We start from the raw sequence: 19,453 nt of genomic DNA on the forward strand, positions 1-19,453 counted from the left end.
GGCGCGCTCGGCAACACGCATTCCGGTGTTTTCGTGGTTTGCGCCGGCGGGATATCTGGAATTTCGATAGAGGGAAAGCATAGATATGCTGACGATCAGGCCATTGTGCGTCGAAGCATGTCCAGAGGACGCAAGGACCCTCGCGCTCGATGCGGCACGGGGGCAGTGACATGAAATAGTGCGCACAAACCCTCGCTTTTTCGCGCCGCTCACAGTGATCATCGGCTACGGCGGCTGCCGTCGGCTATTGACGGGCGTCAGCGGTCAGTCTGCGTAAGTCTGCAGGCTGGGCTCGCCGCAGTGAGCGAGGATGGCAGCATGCACACGGTCGCGCAGTCGCGTCATGGCTCTGAAGTCGTTGCCGTCGGGGCGGATCGGAGGGAGCACCGTGACAGTAATGCCGCCACGGCGCGGCAGCCACTGACCGTCACGCAATACCGCCCGCGCACCATGCAACGCAATCGGCACGACAGGGCGCTGCGCGAGGCATGCGACACGGAACGCGCCAAGATGAAATGAGGCGAGACCGGCAGAGCGCGTGAACGTGCCTTCGGGAAAGAAGAGCAGGGTATCACTTCGCTCGGCACAGACCAGGCCGATAGACAAACTTGGCATGATCGACGCGAACGACGAATAGCGGAACAAAAGCGCCGCCTGGAATCGATCAGCAAAAGCCTATGCGCTCGCGAGGACTCTGAAAAGTTGCATAAAAACCTGACAGTCATACATGGACGCCCCCGGTTTGCCAGGCTTGCGGTGAGCGATGGTTCGTAGGCGTTGATTGCGGCCATACATCCGGACTTTGATGTCGGGCGTTCGGCCTGGTGTCCCTGATGGAATACGCTGGTCGGCTCCTCAATCAGCTAGTCGCAAAAAACATTCTCGCTGACAGCCGTGAAGTTATGTTGCGTAACGACGTGCTGGAGCGGTTGGAGTGTCGGTAGCGTCGCCACTTGGCACAGGACAATATCGGTTTGTGTTCAAACACCTTAACGAACGAGCAATCCCTCATGCATGAGATTGCTGCACAACGTGTCGAACTCGGCGCTGCCGGAGCGTGTGGGAACACCGATCCGGATCGGCCCTCCTATTTCGCCGCTCACATAAGCAATCAACGTATGGGCGATTCCGTTTCTTCTATACCCAGGCACGACATAGGCATCAAGCAACGTGACCGGCGCCTTGGCGGACGAGTTCGAGCAATGTTCGAACTCGATCCACCCAACCGGCTCCCCGCGGTGCGATGCCACCGCGCGATTCCCGTCGTCGTCAATCTCGATGATGATCACATGAGCCGCGCGATCCTTGAAGATGAATGTGCGCATACGCGATTAGCTGTGGGCGATCGAAATTTTCGGTGGACAACCGTACTACTTTGCATCGTCGCGCAAAAACGGCCGGCGAACAAGTCATCTCACATACGATGGGACGCGCGCTGCAGGGTGTCGTAATGCCTCTGGATTTCTGGCGCATCGCGAAACGCGCTAATGGCGCGTCCCGGCTTGGTGCGCGCGCAAGCAGATTGTATTGCGAGGGTAACAGGCATTGCAGCAGAGATGCAGTACGTCTGGAAAGCAGAAAAACATGCGGGGTACGAAGGCGTTCCATAGCATGTCTCCCGAAGATTGCGCGCGTGGCACGCAAATCCCGTTCTTATCGACGGGGGCTTGTCCCAATCGCCCGAAACGGGTTGATTCGAGTATCGTCATTAAAACGGTAGCAATTGGAGCCAGACGCTGCCGATCGTTGAGTCCACGTTGACATCGCCCGGCGGGTTTTCCCGCAGTCCGGCGACTGGTTCTCAGCTGAGGAGCCGCTGTCATCCGGTGCCGATCTGGCGGAAGCGCGCAGTCGGAGCGTCCCTCGCACCGCGCGCACCACGCGCCGCACATCAGGAGAAAACATGCCCAGCCGGACCTCGCCGGCGCTTTGGACCCAACGTTTCCAGCGGTCGACCGAGTCGACCATGAGCCTGCAAGGGCAGATTCGCCAGATGCTCGTCGCCGCGATTCTCGACGGCCAGTTGATGCCCGACAGTGCGTTGCCGTCGAGCCGTGAACTGGCCGATCAGCTTGGTGTTGCGCGCAATACGGTCGTGCTTGCGTATCAGCAACTTGTCGAAGAGGGCTATCTGATTTCGCGTGAGCGCAGCGGCCATTTCGTGAATCCGGCGATGCTGGAAGGGCAACATGACTTCGTGTCGATACAGGCCGCGAACGCGCCGAGCGTCACCGATGTCGTGCGTCCCGACTGGCGTCAGCGCGTGTCGCGTCCGCCGTCGATGCAGCGCAACATCGTGAAGCCCGGCAACTGGCAGAGCTATCAGTTCCCGTTCATCTATGGACAGTTCGATCAGACACTCTTTCCGACCAACGATTGGCGCGAGTGCTGCATCAAGGCGCTCTCCGTGATGGAGATTCGCAACTGGGCGCCCGATCTGATCGAACGCGACGACGAGACGCTGATCCAGCAGATCTGCACGCGCGTGCTTCCCAGGCGCGGCGTGTTCGCGAAACCCGACGAGATCGTCGTGACGATTGGCGCCCAACAGGCGCTTTATCTCGTCGCGGATCTGCTCGCGAATGAGTGGACCACGGTTGGTTTCGAGAACCCCGGCTATCCCGATGCGCGCAATATCCTGCTGAACCGCAACGCGCGGCTGTTGCCGCTGCCTATCGATGCCGGTGGCGTTCGCACCGACGAAGACCGCGACGTGCTCGCGCAGTGCGACTACGTGTACGTGACGCCAAGCCACCAATGTCCGACGACTGCGACGATGCCGCTCGAACGACGCCAGGCGCTGCTCGATCTCGCGCAGCAGCACGATTTCGTCGTAATCGAAGACGACTACGAGAGCGAAAACAATTTCTCGGGCGCGCCACATCCGGCATTGAAAAGCCTCGATACGGCGGACCGCGTGATCTACATCGGCAGCCTGACGAAGACCTTTGCGCCCGGCTTGCGCCTGGGCTATGTGGTGGGGCCGCGCGATCTGATTCGCGAACTGCGCGCGTTGCGGCGTCTGATGGTTCGCCATCCTGCCGCGTATATCCAGCGGGCGTTTGCGAATTTCCTTGCGCTCGGGCATCACGACACGCTGCTGCGCAAGCTCGCGCACGCGTACCGCGCGCGCGCGCAACTGCTGATGGCCTCAATCGATGCGCACATGCCCGAAGCGCGCTATGTGCCCGTCACGGGCGGCGCATCATGCTGGGTCGAAGGCGAACCCTGGCTCGACGCGACGCGTCTTGCCGAGGACGCGCAGGCACATGGCGTTCTGATCGAACCCGGCAATGTGTTCTTCATGAAAGGGCTCGAGCGGCAGCAGTGCTTTCGCATGGGCTTTTCAGCGATCAAGCCGGAGAAGATCGACGCCGGCGTGCAGGCGCTGGCGCGTGTCATTCGCGAGCACAAGCCGCGGGCGCGCGCCTGAACGCACGCATCCGCTGATGCTGGCATTGCACCGGCATCGACATGGCCGCTTCTACTTCTGCTGGCCCAGGCGAAAGCCGCCAACTGGAACTACCGCGCAAGGCGGGCATTATCTACCGTGTCGACTGAGGATGCCACGTACGCGATAAGGCGTCGCGTGGCCCAAGAAGTCATCTAACAGGAGACACGGTATGTCAGACACGCTCAGGACAGCGTCCGTCAGCGCGGATACGCTCGCCGCCTTTTCCGATGCATTCAACCGCCACGACGCCGACGCGCTCATGGAGTTCATGACGGGCGATTGCATCTTCGATGCCGCTGGCGGGAACGAGGTCTACGGCACGCGCTTCGTCGGAAAAGACGCCGTGCGCGCGGCCTTCGAAGCCGTCTTCAAGACCTTCCCCGATGCGCATTGGGGCCATGGCAGGCACTGCGTCGTGGGCGAGCGAGGCGTATCCGAATGGGTGTTCAGCGGCACGCATGCGGAGGGCTGGCGCATCGAGGCCGAAGGTTGCGATCTTTTCGAGTTCCGCGATGGGCTGATTGCAGTCAAGCGCGCGTTCCGCAAGGAACGTCCGAAGCAAGTCGCGTGATGTCGATGAGGAGAGTCGCATGAAACACGGTGTGATTCATCTTGAGGGCGCGGATTCCTCGTTCGGGCGCACGGACGGCAACGACACCCGTTACGACCCGACCTACGATCCGCTCGTTTCACCCGGCCCCGGCCAGGGCAAGCAGTACGCGCCGACGTACTGGGCCGCGACGGCGGGCACGGCGCCGCCCGACGACGGTCCCGTTACGCAGGACATGGACGTCGACGTGGCGATCATCGGCGGCGGCTACACGGGCCTGTGCACGGCGCTCTTTCTTGCGCGCGAGCACGGCATCAAGGCTGTCGTGCTCGAAGCGAACCGCGTCAGTTGGGGATGCAGCAGCCGCAACGGAGGCCAGGGGCAGAACGCGTCGGGGCGTCTGTCGCGCTCGCAATGGGTCGAGCGCTGGGGCAAGGACGTCGCACTCAAGATGCACGACGAAATTACGCAGGGCTTCGAGACGTTCAAGTCGTTGGTCGCGATGATCGATTGCGATCCGCAGCCGGGCGGCCATTTTCTGATTGCGCATCGGCCGCGCATCATGGAAAAGCTCGCTGCAGAAGCGAAGGTGTGGAAGGACGTGTTCGGCTATACGTCCGAGCTGATGAGCGCGGAAGCGTTTCGCAGCGAGTACGTGAACGATGCGGAAGCAGCGGGCGCACTGCATGAACCCGAAGGCATCGGCATTCATCCGCTGAAGCTGGCTTATGGCTACGTGCGGCTCGCGCGCGAAGCGGGCGCGAAAGTGCATCCGGCGAGTCCCGTCATAGGGTGGGAAACGGTCAAGGGCGTGCATCACCTGCGCACGCCGGGCGGCATCGTGCGGGCGCGCGCGGTCGGCATCGCGACGGGGGCCTATACCGCGCCGGGGCTGCATCCGTCGCTGCACAGCAAGGTGATGCCGATCCTGTCGAACTCGATGGTGACGCGTCCGCTCACGAAAGCCGAACTGGACGCTTGCAATTTCCGCACGCACCAGGTGCTCACCGACACGCGCACGCTGCGCTTCTATTACCGTCTGCTGCCTGACAACCGCGTGCAAATCGGCAGCCGCAGCGCGATCACGGGCCGCGACGCGCCGAACCCCCAGCACTACGAGTTGCTCGTGCACGGCTTGCAGCGCAAGTTTCCGGCGCTGCAGGGCATCGATATCGATTACTCGTGGTGGGGTTGGGTCGACGTGAGCCATGACATGATGCCGCGCGTGTTCCAGCCCGATCCGAAGGAATCGGTGTTCTACGCGCTCGGTTATGGGGGCAATGGCGTGTCGTATTCGTCGCAGGCGGGTCGGCGGCTTGCCGAGCGCATTGCAGGCAAGGGCGCGCAGCAGACACTGCCCATCTTCACGTCGCCGCTGCCCCCGCACATGTTCGCGCCGTTCAGGCGCGTCGGCCAGCGCATGCTGTACCACTGGTATTTCCTGCGCGACGAGCAGCGTTAGGCGCGGCTCGAGCGGGACACGAAACGCGCATTCTTTCTTCACACAACTACGTCTTCAGCGGGATGCGGCGGGCAGCCGGAGTCATCCGGCGTCCGCGCGCGCCGACGCGGCGCAGCAGTACAGGCGGGCCGATGCGGCCCGCGTGCGCCGTCCTGAACGGATACGGAGGTGACATGCAGCACGCGGAAAATGGCAGTCAACTGAAGTGCAGTCTGAAGCAAAGGCACATGACGATGATCGCGCTAGGCGGCGTGATCGGAGCAGGGCTTTTTGTGGGAAGCGGCGTGGTGATCCAGCAGGCAGGCCCCGCTGCGATCTTGTCGTTCCTGCTGACGGGCGGCCTCGTCGTGCTCGTGATGCGGATGCTCGGTGAAATGGCGTCCGCGATGCCCGCCGTCGGTTCTTTCTACGAGTATGCGCGGCTCGCGTTCGGCGAGCGCAAGCCATCGGGCGAACTGGCCGGCTTTCTGACGGGCTGGATGTACTGGTACTTCTGGGTCATCGTCGTCGCCGTCGAGACAGTGGCGGGTGCACACCTTGTGCAGTTCTGGCTGCCGCAGGTGCCGGCATGGGCCATCGGGCTTGCGCTGCTGCTCGTGCTGACGCTCACCAATCTGATTTCCGTCGGCAGTTATGGTGAGTTCGAGTTCTGGTTCGCGTCGGTGAAAGTGGCGGCCATCATCGTGTTCCTGTTCGTCGGCACGCTGTTCGTGCTCGGCATGTGGCCGCACGCGAATCATGCGGCGTCGCCCATTGCGCAGATCGCGGCGCACGGCGGCTTCATGCCGAAGGGCATCGGCCCGGTGCTGAGCGGCGCCGTCGCGGCAACGGGCTTCTACTTCGGTGCGGAGATCGTCACGATTGCAGCAGCCGAAGCACGCGAGCCCGAACGCGCCGTGGCCAAAGCGACCAACTCGGTGATCACGCGCGTGCTGGTGTTCTACGCGGGCTCGATCCTGCTCGTCGTCGCGATCGTGCCGTGGAATTCACCGGCGATGTCGACGCCGTATGTGAGCGCGCTGGAAGCAATGCACATTCCCGCTGCCGCGCATCTGATGAACGCGATCATCCTGACGGCAGTGCTGTCCGCGCTGAACTCGGGCCTCTATGCCGCGTCGCGGATGATGTTCGCGCTGACGCGCCGCGGCGATGCACCGCGCTCGCTCGCGAAGGTCAACCGTCGCGGCGTGCCTGTGCGCGCGATTCTGATCGGCACGTTGTTTGGCTACGCGTCGGTGGTGATGTCGTATGTCTCGCCTGATACGGTGTTCGCGTTTCTCGTCAATTCGTATGGCACCGTCGCGATCTTCGTGTATGTGCTGATCGCGCTGTCGCAACTGAAACTGCGTGCCCGGCTCGAACGGGAGGCGCCTGGCAAGCTGCGCGTGAAGATGTGGTGCTACCCGTATCTGACGTGGTTCGCGATCATCGGCATGGGCGCGATCATCGTGGCAATGGCGTTCATTCCTGATCAGCGCAAGCCGCTGTGGTTCGGTGTGGTCAGTCTCGCGGTGCTGATCGCGGTCTACTGGCAGCGCGGCCGCTGGCGCAAGGATGTCGGCCATGCGCAGCATTCGATCGATACTGAACGGATGCGCGTTTCCGGCCGGCGGTATTGAAGCGGAAACTCAGACAGAAGCGGCCCCGGGCACTTTCAGGCGCCCGGGGCCATGTCGCATCCGCTGATTCTCAAAGCGACGTTGCGTGCTGATCCGAAGATTCTTCAACGCCTTTGCACGATAGCGTCCCGGCAGACTGTAGCAACGGCGCGATCGCCAATGCCGTCTCCTTCATCTTCGGTACGGCCTCCAGCAAGTCGCTGAGATTCGCGCGCGCGGTCGGCGCATGAACGGCCAGCGCCGCCAGCACATTGCCATTCGCGGCATCTCTCACGGGCACTGCGATGGCAACCATCCCCCGGACGAATTCCTCGTTGTCGATACCGATCCCGCGCACGCCAAGCCGATCGAGTTCGGTCTCGAGCAGGCTGCGGTCCGTCAGCGTGCGATACGTCATGCGCTTGAGCGTCAGACGCGACACGGCGAGCCGCCGCTCGGCCAGCGGCATCTGCGAGAGAAACAGCTTGCCGCTCGCGGTGCAGTGCAGCGGCACGTGCGTGCCGGGCTGCATGTGCAGCCGCAACGGCTCGGCCGTTTCCACGCGCTCGATATACAGCACCGTGTCGCCGTCGAGTGCCGTCAGGTTGCACGTTTCGCCGAGCGCGTCGACAAGCGAGCGCAACAGCGAACGGCATGCGCGTGTGAACGTGTTGTTCGCAAGCGTGGCGAGCGCAAGGCGCGCGGCGCGCGGACCGAGTGCGATCGCGCGCTCCGCGCCGCGCGAATCCGGCATGTGAGTGACATACCCCTGTGTCTCGAGCGATTCGATGAGCCGCATCAGCGTGGCCTTCGGAATATGCAGCCGTACGGACAATTGCGACAGCGAGAACGGCTGTCCCGCCGAAGCCAGTTGTTCGAGCACGGCGAGCGGACGCAGCACGCGCGTGTTGTCATGCAGCGGATCGTTCGGCGGCAGCGCGGTGTCGTTTCGCATTCGGGACCCCAGTTCGGACGTGCAAAGTGAAACAAAAAGTTCGATTGCTGTACCAGATTCGACGATGCTATCGCCGTTCCCTTGAAGTCGGTGCCTTCTGTCAATAAATTTACACGAAACATTCCGGTTTTTTGGTTTCACCAGAACACGCGAGCAAACCAGGCTGGAGACTGCGGGAGACATTTGCTATGCCACGTCGTTTCGACTTTGTCGTCGTCGGCGCCGGTTCGGCCGGCTGCGTGCTCGCCAACCGTCTGTCGGAAGACGGGCGCTATTCCGTCTGTCTGCTCGAAGCGGGTCCCACCGATCGCTATGCGTGGATTCACATCCCGATCGGCTACGGCAAGACGATGTTTCATCCAGTCTACAACTGGGGCTTCTATACAGACCCCGATCCGAACATGAACAACCGCAAGCTGTATTGGCCGCGTGGCCGCACGCTTGGCGGATGCAGTTCGATCAACGGCCTCATCTACGTGCGTGGGCAGAAGGAGGACTACGATCGCTGGGCCGCGCTCGGCAATCGCGGCTGGAGCTGGGAAGAATGCTTACCGTACTTTCGTCGGCTCGAACACAACGAGCTGGGCGAGGGGCCGACGCGCGGAGTCGATGGGCCGCTGTGGGCGTCGACGATCCGGCAGCGTCATGAACTCGTCGATGCGTTCATCGCCGCGTCGAACCGGCTCGGCATGCGCACCGTCGACGACTTCAACACGGGCGACCAGGAAGGCGTCGCCTACTACCAGTTGACGACACGCCGCGGCTTGCGTTGCTCGACAGCCGTCGCCTATCTGAAACCTGCTCGGCAGCGCGCGAATCTGCACGTTGAAACGGATGCGCAGGCCTCGAAGATTCTGTTCGACGGCACGCGCGCAATGGGCATTCAATACGTGCAGCGCGGCGAGGCGCGTGAAGTGCATGCGGATCGCGAGGTGATACTGGCGGCGGGCGCATTGCAGTCGCCGCAGCTGCTGCAACTGTCGGGCGTCGGCCCGGCGGCGCTGCTGCAAGAGCATGGCATTCCCGTCGTGGCCGCTCGCGCAGGCGTCGGCGAAAACCTGCAAGACCATCTGCAGATCCGGCTGATCTACGAGGTCACGAAGCCGATCACCACCAACGACCAGCTTCGCTCATGGACGGGCCGCGCAAAGATGGGCCTGCAATGGGCGCTGTTTCGCGGCGGACCGCTCGCCGTCGGCATCAACCAGGGCGGCATGTTCTGCCGCGCGTTGCCTGACGAAGCGAAGACGCCCGATATCCAGTTCCACTTCTCGACGCTCTCCGCCGATTCTGCCGGCGGCGACGTGCACGCATTCCCCGGCTGCACGTATTCGGTCTGCCAGTTGCGGCCTGAATCGCGCGGCGCGGTGCGTATCCGCTCGACGAATTCGCTCGAAGCGCCGTCGATCCAGCCGAACTATCTCGCCACCGATCTCGACCGGCGCACGGCCGTCGCTGGCGTGCGCTTTGCGCGGCGCGTCGCCGCCACGCAGCCGATGGCCGCGCTGTTGAAGCGCGAAGTGCGCCCGGGCGCGGACGCGCAGACGGACGACGAACTGCTGCAGTTTTGCCGCGAGTATGGGCAGACGATTTTTCATCCATCGGGCACGGCGAAGATGGGCACGATCGACGATCCGCTCGCGGTGGTCGACGAACGCCTGCGCGTGTACGGCACACGCGGGCTGCGTGTCGTCGATTGCTCGATCATGCCGACGCTCGTCTCCGGCAATACAAACGTGCCGATCGTGATGGTCGCGGAAAAAGCGTCCGACATGATTCTCGACGACACGCGCACATCCCGTCTCCACGATCGCGCGAACGTGCCAGCGGAAGTCGCCGCCTGATTTACAGCGTTGCAGCGTCGGGCCCGGGAGGAGACCACGAGGGTCTTTGCTAATGCCGCCGTGCAAGGGCAGCACGGCCGTTCTATGGAGGAGCAGCTATGGCAATCGATCAGCGCGTCGTCCGTCGTGTCGCACTCGCCAGCGTGATAGGCGCGACCGTCGAATGGTATGACTTCTTTCTGTACGGCGTCGTCGCCGGCATCGTCTTCAACCGGCTCTATTTCCCCGCCGGCGATTCGCTCGTGTCCACGATGCTCGCCTATACGACCTTCGCAGTCGGCTTCGTCACGCGGCCGCTCGGCGGCGTGCTGTTCGGCCACTTCGGCGACCGCGTCGGGCGCAAGTCCGCGCTGATTCTCACGCTGGTGATCATGGGCGTGTCGACGGCAGGCGTCGCGTTCGTGCCGACTTACGCGCAGATCGGCATCTGGGCGCCGATCCTTCTGCTGACGCTGCGCGTGCTGCAAGGCATCGGCCTTGGCGGCGAGTGGGGCGGCGCGGTGCTGATGGCCTACGAATACGCGCCGCCGCGCAAGCGTGGGCTGTATGCGAGCTTGCCGCAGATCGGCCTGTCGATCGGGCTGTGTCTCGCATCCGGCATGGTGGCGGGCGTCTCGCGGCTCTTGCCCGAAGCATCGTTCTTCGCGTGGGGCTGGCGCATCGCGTTCGGCGCGTCGCTGCTGCTCGTGCTGATCGGTCTGTACATTCGTCTGAAGGTGATGGAAACGCCCGAGTTTCTCGCGCTCAAACGCAGCCGCCGCGAAGCGAAGATTCCGTTTGTCGACATGATGAGCCGCTATCGCGGCGCGGTCATGCTCGGCATGGGCGCACGCTATATCGACGGCGTGTTCTTCAACATCTTCGCCGTCTTCTCGATCGGCTATCTGACGCAGCACGTGTCGATGAGCCGTACCGACGCGCTGCTCGGCGTGATGATCGCGGCCATCGTGATGTGCTTCTTCATACCGCTTTTCGGCGCGCTCTCCGACCGGATCGGGCGAACGCGCGTGTATCGCTGGGGCTCGCTGATCTGCGGACTTTCGGTGCTGCCCGCGTTCTGGCTGATCGAGACGCAGCCGACGAGCACGCTGATGATCTGGCTCGCGATCGTGGTGCCGTTCGGAATCTTCTACGCGATGGTGTATGGCCCCGAAGCGGCACTGTTTGCCGAACTGTTCGATGCAAAGGTGCGCTATACGGGCATCTCGTTCGTCTATCAGTTCTCGGGCATCTTCGCGAGCGGGCTGACGCCGATCGTCGCCACGGCATTGCTGCGCATCAACGAGGGCAAGCCGTGGATGGTCTGCGCGTATGTGATGCTGTCGGCGCTGGTGTCGGCATGGTCCGCGCGCGCGATCGAGCGCCGCGCAGTGGCGTACGGCGCGCCGGCAAGCGCGCACTGAAGGTCGGGTCAGGCGGAGCGGGGCGGGCGCAGCGCGTGCCGGGCGACCCTCCGCTCACTCGCGAAACGTCTTCGCTGTTTCGTCGGCCGCATGGCGCAGGTCGGGCACGAACAACAACAGGTCGTCGAGCGTCACGCGGCCGACGGGTGCCTGCACCGCAATCGCCGCGCACGCGCGGTTGCGATCGAGCATGACCGGGACGGCAATCGCGATCAGCCCTTGCAGATGCTCCTGGTCGTTGATCGCGAGCAACCGCCTGCGTGTGGTCATCAACTCCTGCCGCAGCGCATCGCGATCGGTGATCGTGCGCTCCGAATATGCGCGCAGCGGCAGCGTATCGATCATCCGCTCGCGCCGTTCCTTCGGAAGAAAGCTGAGCAGAAGCTTGCCGCTCGCCGAGCAGTGCAGCGGCACGTGCGAGCCCGGTTGCAAGTGCATTCGTAGTGGCCACTCGGTTTCGACGCGATCCACGTACACGACATCGTTGCCGGCAAGCATCGTCAGATTGCAGGTCTCGCCGACCTTTGCGACCAGCTGTTCGAGCAGCACATGGCGCGCGGCGGCTGGTCCGGCGTGCATCAGCACATTGACGGCGAGCGTGCGCACGCGCGGCGAGCATTCGTAGAGACGGCTTCCCGCGCTGCGCGTGACGAGCCATGCATCCATCAGTTGCACGAGGATCCGATGCACGGTCTGCTTCGGCAGTCCGAGCGCATTGACGAGATCCATCATCGATAGAGGCTGGCCCGCTTCTGCGAGCGTCTCCAGTACGCGAAACGCGCGCACGGCTGCCGCATTCGATTGATTCGAAGTCGACATCCTGTCTCCCTGTGCTTCTTGTGGACAGGATTGATTTTGTATCGATTCATACGGTTTTCGGGACTATGGAAAGTCCCGAATTTCACATTTTCCGATTCTCAGGACCACGCAGTAAAGGATCGTTTGGAAAACGGGACTACGCGGTTCCCAAGGCTGGCTAGATTCACTTCACAGCCAATCTTTCCAGTCGGAGCAAACCGTATGAATGTCAGAGCCACATCCGCCGAAGTGATGGGCGAACAACAGGACGCCGACGTCCGGCGAGCAGTCGCGGCGCAAGTCCAACGCGCCCGCGCCGCACAGCGGGAGTTCGAAAACGCGGGACAGGAAGCACTCGATATGGCTGCCGCCGCTGCCGCGTGGGCGATCATGGAGCCTGCGCGCAACCGGCAACTGGCTGAACTATCGGTACAGGACACGGGCCTCGGCAACGCCGACGACAAGTTTCGCAAGAACTTTCGCAAGACGCTCGGCCTGCTGCGCGATTTGCACGATCAAACGACGACTGGCGTGATCGCGCGCGATGCGTCGAAGGGCATCGTAGAAATCGCGCGAGCGGTGGGCGTGGTGGCAGCCATCACGCCGTCGACCAATCCCGCTGCGACGCCCGCGAACAAGGTCGTCAATGCGCTCAAATGCGGCAATGCAGTGATCGTCGCGCCGTCACCGAAAGGGTATTCGTCGTGCGCGCTGCTGATCGGCTTCATCCACACGCAGCTCGCAAAAGCGGGACTTTCGACTGATCTCGTGCAGATGCTGCCCGCCCCCATCAGCAAGGCGGCGACGGCGGAGCTGATGCGGCAATGCGATCTCGTGGTGGCGACGGGCTCCCAGGCGAACGTGCGGATGGCGTATGCGAGCGGCACGCCCGCCTTCGGTGTCGGTGCTGGCAATGTCGCGTCGCTCGTCACGGCGTCGGCTGATCTGCGCGATGCGGCGCACAAGATCGCGCGTTCGAAAACCTTCGATAACGCGACCAGCTGTTCATCGGAAAACAGTGTCGTGATCGAAGAAGCTGTCTATCGGCCGATGCTCGACGAATTGATCTCGTGCGGCGGCGTGCTGCTCGACGAAGCGCAAAAAGCGAAGCTGCAGGCCGCGATGTGGCACGACGGCAAGTTGTCTGCGCAATGCACCGCGCGTCCGGCGCAGACGATAGCGCGCCTGGCCGGTCTCGACGAAATCGCGATGCGCGAGCCTGCTTTCCTGATGGTCGAAGAAACGGGCTTCGGCGCGCAGCATCCTTTTTCAGGCGAGAAACTGGCCCCCGTGCTCACGGTTTATCGCGCGCGCAACTTCGACGCCGCTGCGGAGATCGTTCGCAACATCTATGCGTATATGGGCGCGGGTCATTCCGTCGGCCTGCATTCCGCGGACGCCGGGCAGGCCGTCCAACTCGGCACGACGCTGCCGGTTTCGCGCGTGATCGTCAATCAGGCGCACTGCCTGGCGACGGGTGGCAACTTCGACAATGGCTTGCCGTTCTCGCTGTCGATGGGCTGCGGCACCTGGGGACGCAATAACTTCTCCAGCAATCTGGGCTTTCACCAGTATCTGAACATCACGCGCGTCGCGTATCCGATCGAGGAGCACGTGCCCGACGCAGACGAATTGCTCGGTGACTTCTTCCGGAGATACGGCCGATGAATATGCCTTCGACGCTCCGTGCGCTGATCGACGAACGCGCCGCCCAGTATCCCGACAAGCCGTTCCTGCTCGCCTGTCCCGATGAAGATGGAGCCGGCGGCACAACCACCCGTGGCCCCGCGCTGACCTTCGGCGAACTGCGCGACGACTGCCGCGCGCTTGAAGCGCGTTTTCGCGACGCCGGCCTGCATGCGGGCGACACGGTGTCCGTCTATATGAGCAACGGCATCCAGACCGCGCGGCTCCTGCTTGCCGCGATGTACAGCGGGCTCGTTGCGCATCCCCTCAATCTGTTGTGCCAGCCGTCGCAGTTGCGCTACATCGTCGAGCATTCGGACACGCGTGCCGTGTTCGTCGAACGCGATACGCGCCAGGCGATCGAGTCGTCGATTGCAGAGTTGCAGGCGCAGGGTCTCGCGCGCGAAATCCATATCGTGCAGACCGCGCCCGATGCATCCGCAATCCCGACGCTCCCGCGCGCGGAACGGGCACTCGCGGAAACGCTTACCGATGGCGACGCGCGGCTCACGACGGTAACGGCCGAACGCGCCGCCGAATCCGGCGACGCGGGTATCGCATCGAACGATATGCGCGCATCCGATGTCGCGCTGCTGATGTACACATCCGGCACGACGGGCGCCCCGAAAGGCGTATTGCTCACGCATCGCAATCTGCTGGCCAACTCGGCGAATATCACGGCCGAGCATCGTCTGGGCGCCGACGATCGCGTGCTCGCATCGCTGCCGCTTTATCACATCAACGGTCTTGTCGTGACGCTGCTCGCGCCGCTCTTTCACGCGGGCTCCGTCGTGATGACGCCGCGCTTCTCCGCCCGCACGTTCTGGCGCGATGCTGTCCGTCACGGTTGCACATGGATCAACGTTGTGCCGACCATCGTCGCATATCTGCTGAACAGCGACGAACCGTGCGCATACGACATGTCGGCGCTGAAGTTCTGCCGCAGCGCGTCGGCGGCATTGCCCGCCGATCATCACCGTGCGTTCGAGTCGCGCTTTCACATCGGCATCATCGAGACGATGGGCATGACGGAAACGGCTGCGCCCATTTTCAGCAATCCGTACGAGGCACAGGCACGCAGGGTAGGCAGCATCGGCTTGCCTTCAGGCGGGGAAGCCAAGGTGATCGACCGGCAAGGCCGCGAATGCGCGCCACACGAATGCGGCGAACTCGTGCTGCGCGGCGAGCAGGTGATGAGCGGCTACTACAAGCGCCCGGAAGACACGCTCGCCGCGTTTACGCCGGACGGCTGGCTGCGCACAGGCGATCTCGGCTATCGCGACGATGACGGCTACTTCTACATCAACGGCCGTGCGAAGGAACTGATCATCAAAGGCGGCGAAAACATCGCGCCGCGCGAAATCGACGAAGCGCTGCTCAGACATCCGGGCGTGCTCGATGCAGCCGCCGTTGGCGTGCCCGATAGCGCGTATGGGCAGGACATCGTCGCGTTCATCGTCGCGCGCGCGCGGGAAGAAGAGGCGCTCGAAGAAGGACAAGCGCGCGTATCGCTGGATGTCGCCGATCTACGTGCGCATTGTTTGCGCGAACTCGGCCGGTACAAGACACCGAAGGAGTTCCGGTTCGTCACGGAACTGCCGCGCGGGCCGTCGGGCAAGGTGCAGCGGCTCAAGCTGCTGAATACCTGAGCGCGGCGCAACGAGGAGACACACACAGAAGCGGCCTCGATCCGCCCTGGCTATCGACACACCATCGACGTCGTAGGCGTTCCATAACGAGAGACACAGGAGACAGCATGGAAAAGCATACGCGGCGCGTGAAGACGCGTCACATCATTCTGGCGGTCATGTGCGTGATGTACTTCATCTCATACATCGACCGCGTGAACATCGCGGTGGCGGGTCCGTTGATCCGTCATGAGATGGGGTTGACATCGGCGGAACTCGGTCTGGTGTTCTCCGCGTTCGCCTATCCATACGCGATGATGCAGATCATCGGCGGATGGCTGTCCGACAAGTACGGGCCCAAGGCCGTGCTGACCGTGCTGTCGATCATATGGGGCGTGGCGACGCTCGCGACGGGCTTCGCCGGCAGTGTCGCGATGCTCGTCGCGCTGCGCTTTGCGCTCGGCATCGGCGAAGGCGGCGCGTTTCCGACAGCCACGCGCGCGTTCACGTACTGGATGCCCGTGGCCGAGCGGGGCTTTGCGCAGGGCATCACGCACAGTTTCGCGCGCCTGGGCGGCGCCGTGACGCCTCCCCTCGTGCTTGCCGTCGTCGCGGCGGGCGGCTGGCGAGACGCGTTCATTCTGCTGGGCGTCGCGAGTCTCGCGTGGACCGTGCTCTATCTGTGCATCTTCACCAATTCGCCGGAGCAGAACAGGCGCATCACGCCGGAAGAAACGGCAGAAATCGGCTATTGCGTCGGCGACTGCGACCGTGCAAAGCGGATGGCGACACCGTGGCGCAAGCTGATTCGCCGGATGTGGCTCGTCACGTTCGTCGACTTCTGCTATGGCTGGCTGCTATGGGTCTATCTGACGTGGCTGCCGTCGTATCTGAAGGAATCGCGCGGGTTCGATCTGAAGCATCTCGCGCTCTTCACGGCGCTGCCGCTACTCGCGGGCGTGATCGGCGATACGCTCGGCGGCGTCGTATCGGACAAGCTCTACAAGGCGACGGGACGTCTGCGTCTCGCGCGCTGCGCGGTGCTGGTGGTCGGCATGGGCGGGTCGCTCGCGTTTCTGCTGCCCATGGTCTCGGCCACCAATCCGCTGACGGCTGTGTGGTTCCTGTCGGCGTCGTTTTTCTTCCTGGAGATCACGAACCCGGTGCTGTGGACGTTGCCACTCGATATCGCCGGCAAGTACGCGGGCACGGCGGGCGGCATGATGAACACGGGCTTCGGCGTAGCGGGGATGGTGTCGCCCGTGGTGTTCGGCTATCTGATCCAGACGACGGGCAGCTACAACGTGCCATTCACGATTTCGGCGGGACTGCTGGCCGTGGGCGTGATAGCGGCATGTTTCATCGATACGGGCAAGACGGTCGAGGCGGACGAGGAGCGCGAGCGTCTGGAAGGCGTCGAGATGGGCGGAATGCCTGCTTTCGCGCATGCAGCGCCGGGGCTGCGGCTCGAACGGCATCACTTGCGTCGCCCGTTGCGCTGGCGCAAGTGATGCGTTGATGTGCGCGACGAACCTCAGCCCGCGGGATTCACCTTCCGCAACCGCCAGATCAGGCTGGACGTGTCGAAGCGGTTGCCGCCGAGCGCCTGCACGTCGCCGTAGAACTGATCGACGAGCGCCGTGACGGGTAGCGACGCGCCGTTGCGCTTCGCTTCGTCGAGGCAGATGCCGAGGTCTTTGCGCATCCAGTCGACGGCAAAGCCGAAGTCGAACTTGCCTTCGAGCATGGTCGGGCCGCGGTTGGCCATCTGCCAGCTGGCCGCCGCGCCCTTGCCGATCACCTCCAGCACGCGCGCCATGTCGAGCCCGGCGCGCTGGCCGAAATGCAGCGCTTCCGACAGGCCCTGGACCAGGCCCGCGATGCAGATCTGGTTGACCATCTTCGCGAGCTGGCCGGCACCTGCGGGGCCGAGCAGCGTGACAGCCGCAGCGTAGCGCTCCAGCGTGCCCCGAGTGCGTTCGAACGCGTCAGCGTCGCCGCCGCACATGATGGTCAGCGTGCCATTCTTCGCGCCCGCTTCGCCGCCCGATACGGGCGCATCGATGAAATGCAGGCCGCGTTGCGTTGCAAGCGCGAAGAGTTCGCGCGCCACATCGGCCGAGGCCGTCGTGTGATCGATGAAGACGGCGCCCGACGCCATCCCGGCGAAAGCACCATCATCACCTACCGCGATGCTGCGCAGATCGTCGTCGTTGCCGACGCACGCGAGCACGAGGTCGGCGCCGTTCGCTGCTTCGCGTGGCGTCGAGGCTGCGCGTCCGCCATATTCCGACGCCCATTGCGCAGCCTTCGACGCGGTGCGGTTATAGACCGTCACATCGAGGCCGGACTTCGCCAGATGCCCTGCCATCGGATAACCCATGACACCGAGGCCGAGAAACGCAACACGTGCGACACGCGGTGCCGCGCCGCCCGTAACCGGGGCTGATGTATCGCTCACTGTGACTCCTTGGAAGAAGACGGGGAAGGGAACGACGATTATCGCAGGACGGCGCGTGACTGAATTGACAGCGTACATGCGGCTGACAGCCGATCATCGGATCGACTATCGGCTGGTGCGTTCGTCGTGCCGTTCTAACTGATCGTGTCGGGCGCAAGCGTGCGGGCGTTCGGGCTGTCGTTCGTGCTGACTTGCGCGGCTTCGGTGATTCAGCAGGCGGGACTTGTGGGTGCGCGGCGGTTCTTCTTCGCCGAGGCGTCGCACCCGCAGAATCTTCACTACCGGCAGACGTAGGGGCGGGTGACGCAGAGGGCATCCGCGTCAGTAATTTTCGTGGCGGCAGGCGTATCGCGAATGCTGGTGCTAACGGAGCGAGTCAAAAAAGAAGCGTCGCAGAAGCAAATACATTCCCGAGACCAGCTATCTCCAGCAGCCGGCTACAAGGAATCAAAACGTCCTGGCGAGTTCACTCGCCGCCTCCTGTAGCCGGGGAATAAATTCCAGAGCTCGTGAAAGCGGCGTCCGCGACACGGGAGCATGCACGGCGATAGCGGCAATGCATTCCCCTTGTTCGTTTCTGACAGGCGCGGCCACGCAAGCAATTCCGACGACAAATTCCTCATTGTCCACAGCGATACCCTTGTGCGCGATGCGGTCCAGCTCGCTTTCGAGCAATGCGGGGTCGGTGAGCGTATTAGGGGTGAAACGCTGCAATTGCAGCGCCCGCACGAGCGCCGCGCGCTCTTCGCGAGGTAGCATCGCAAGCAGCAACTTGCCGCTCGCGCTGCAATAGGCGGGCACATGCGAACCGGGCTTCAGGTCGAGGCGTAACGGCCACGGCGCCTCCATCCGATCGAGATAGAGAACTTCTGTTTCGTGAAGCATCGTCAGGTTGCACGTCTCGCCGAGATCCGAGACGAGGCGTCCGAGAATCGCGTGCCTCAGGCGCCGGGCACTCGACTGCATCATCACGCCAAGCCCCAGTTGCGCGAGGCGCGGGCCGATCACGTAGGCGTTTTTCTGCCCCGGTTCGCGGATCACGAGGCCGCCGGCTTCGAGCGAAGTCAGCATGCGATGCAGCGACGCCTTCGGAAGATCGATGTCGTGCGTGATGTCGGCAAGCGACACGGGGCCGTCCGCGGCGACGAGATGTTCGAGCAGAGCGAACGCGCGCAGCGTCGGAGTGTCAGCCTTTTTCATGTCCGCCGTTCCGGAAAATGGATCGGCCGTATTGTACTGAATGCGTTTGCCGTGTGGGCTGAGCGGATGGTCCGAATCACACGAAGTGGACGCGTCAGAGGCCATCCGATTTCGAATTTCGGAACGAACCGATGTGGTGGTTTCGCGCCTGTTTTCGGATGCTCCTGGCTCGACTGCTGGGCCGAACGACCCTGTCGTGTCCATGATGCTTGCCTCCCTGACTCCCGGACGAAGATGTGATCGTTATTGCGGCGTTACAAGCGACGTTCCCCGGCACAGCCTGAAGCTGCCGGGGAACGCCGCGCTGCGGGACCGCTCGTTCAGACGTAGTCCTTGTACTTGTCGAGCAGGCGCACGGGTCTGGACAGCGCGTCGCGCCGGAACGGATCGCCCAGTTCGCGCGTGCACATGATC

General features: G+C 63.2%; 15 protein-coding genes. 9 read left to right on the top strand and 6 right to left on the bottom strand.

The window, feature by feature from the left end:
• Positions 1–264: 264 nt before the first annotated feature.
• Both VSR68_RS20300 and VSR68_RS20305 read right to left on the bottom strand, forming a co-directional pair.
• Complete coding sequence (locus VSR68_RS20300; RefSeq protein ID WP_342941544.1) at positions 265–645, bottom strand: lysophospholipid acyltransferase family protein; 381 nt, start codon at positions 643–645, stop codon at positions 265–267.
• A gap of 344 nt (positions 646–989) precedes the next feature.
• Entirely contained in the window at positions 990–1,325 is a 336-nt protein-coding gene (locus tag VSR68_RS20305; protein WP_342941545.1) for a GNAT family N-acetyltransferase, read from the bottom strand.
• A gap of 578 nt (positions 1,326–1,903) precedes the next feature.
• Between VSR68_RS20305 and VSR68_RS20310 the strand changes: the two genes are divergently transcribed.
• From VSR68_RS20310 to VSR68_RS20325, 4 genes are all read left to right on the top strand, one after another.
• The gene (locus VSR68_RS20310) at positions 1,904–3,433 is read left to right on the top strand and encodes a PLP-dependent aminotransferase family protein (RefSeq protein ID WP_342941546.1); all 1,530 of its coding nucleotides are present in this window, start codon (positions 1,904–1,906) and stop codon (positions 3,431–3,433) included.
• 190 nt (positions 3,434–3,623) lie between these two features.
• Positions 3,624–4,025, top strand: a complete 402-nt coding sequence (locus VSR68_RS20315; protein ID WP_342941547.1) for a nuclear transport factor 2 family protein — start codon at positions 3,624–3,626, stop codon at positions 4,023–4,025.
• Between the two features lie 19 nt (positions 4,026–4,044).
• Entirely contained in the window at positions 4,045–5,466 is a 1,422-nt protein-coding gene (locus tag VSR68_RS20320) for an FAD-binding oxidoreductase (protein WP_342941548.1), read from the top strand.
• A 173-nt stretch (positions 5,467–5,639) separates the two neighbouring features.
• On the top strand, positions 5,640–7,085 hold the full coding sequence (locus tag VSR68_RS20325) for an amino acid permease (protein ID WP_342941549.1): 1,446 nt from the start codon (positions 5,640–5,642) through the stop codon (positions 7,083–7,085).
• Positions 7,086–7,155: 70 nt separating this feature from the next.
• Here VSR68_RS20325 and VSR68_RS20330 read toward each other — a convergent pair whose 3' ends face one another.
• Positions 7,156–8,019 (bottom strand): IclR family transcriptional regulator, encoded by an 864-nt coding sequence (locus VSR68_RS20330; protein WP_342941550.1) that lies wholly within the window; start codon positions 8,017–8,019, stop codon positions 7,156–7,158.
• A gap of 188 nt (positions 8,020–8,207) precedes the next feature.
• On the opposite strand from VSR68_RS20330, the gene VSR68_RS20335 reads away from it, so the two are divergent.
• Complete coding sequence (locus VSR68_RS20335) at positions 8,208–9,863, top strand: choline dehydrogenase (protein WP_342941551.1); 1,656 nt, start codon at positions 8,208–8,210, stop codon at positions 9,861–9,863.
• 98 nt (positions 9,864–9,961) lie between these two features.
• Entirely contained in the window at positions 9,962–11,266 is a 1,305-nt protein-coding gene (locus VSR68_RS20340) for an MFS transporter (protein ID WP_342941552.1), read from the top strand.
• A gap of 54 nt (positions 11,267–11,320) precedes the next feature.
• Here the strand turns inward: VSR68_RS20340 and VSR68_RS20345 are convergent, their stop codons facing one another.
• Positions 11,321–12,085: an IclR family transcriptional regulator gene (locus tag VSR68_RS20345; protein WP_342941553.1), complete on the bottom strand. Its 765-nt coding sequence runs from the start codon at positions 12,083–12,085 to the stop codon at positions 11,321–11,323.
• 201 nt (positions 12,086–12,286) lie between these two features.
• Here VSR68_RS20345 and sauS point away from each other — a divergent pair, with 201 nt between their 5' ends.
• From sauS to VSR68_RS20360, 3 genes are all read left to right on the top strand, one after another.
• On the top strand, positions 12,287–13,732 hold the full coding sequence (gene sauS, locus VSR68_RS20350) for an acylating sulfoacetaldehyde dehydrogenase (RefSeq protein ID WP_342941554.1): 1,446 nt from the start codon (positions 12,287–12,289) through the stop codon (positions 13,730–13,732).
• Entirely contained in the window at positions 13,729–15,399 is a 1,671-nt protein-coding gene (locus tag VSR68_RS20355) for an AMP-binding protein (RefSeq protein ID WP_342941555.1), read from the top strand. Before sauS ends, VSR68_RS20355 begins: the two co-directional genes overlap by 4 nt.
• 107 nt (positions 15,400–15,506) lie before the next feature.
• Positions 15,507–16,889 carry an MFS transporter gene (locus VSR68_RS20360; protein ID WP_342941556.1) on the top strand — a complete coding sequence of 461 codons (1,383 nt, stop codon included), beginning with the start codon at positions 15,507–15,509 and terminating at the stop codon, positions 16,887–16,889.
• A gap of 23 nt (positions 16,890–16,912) precedes the next feature.
• Here VSR68_RS20360 and VSR68_RS20365 read toward each other — a convergent pair whose 3' ends face one another.
• Entirely contained in the window at positions 16,913–17,839 is a 927-nt protein-coding gene (locus VSR68_RS20365) for an NAD(P)-dependent oxidoreductase (RefSeq protein ID WP_342941557.1), read from the bottom strand.
• 447 nt (positions 17,840–18,286) lie between these two features.
• On the bottom strand, positions 18,287–19,039 hold the full coding sequence (locus tag VSR68_RS20375) for an IclR family transcriptional regulator (RefSeq protein WP_342941558.1): 753 nt from the start codon (positions 19,037–19,039) through the stop codon (positions 18,287–18,289).
• Positions 19,040–19,453 lie beyond the last annotated feature (414 nt).

The sequence above is a fragment of the Paraburkholderia phymatum genome (genome assembly GCF_038900715.1).
Lineage (GTDB): Bacteria > Pseudomonadota > Gammaproteobacteria > Burkholderiales > Burkholderiaceae > Paraburkholderia > Paraburkholderia phymatum_A.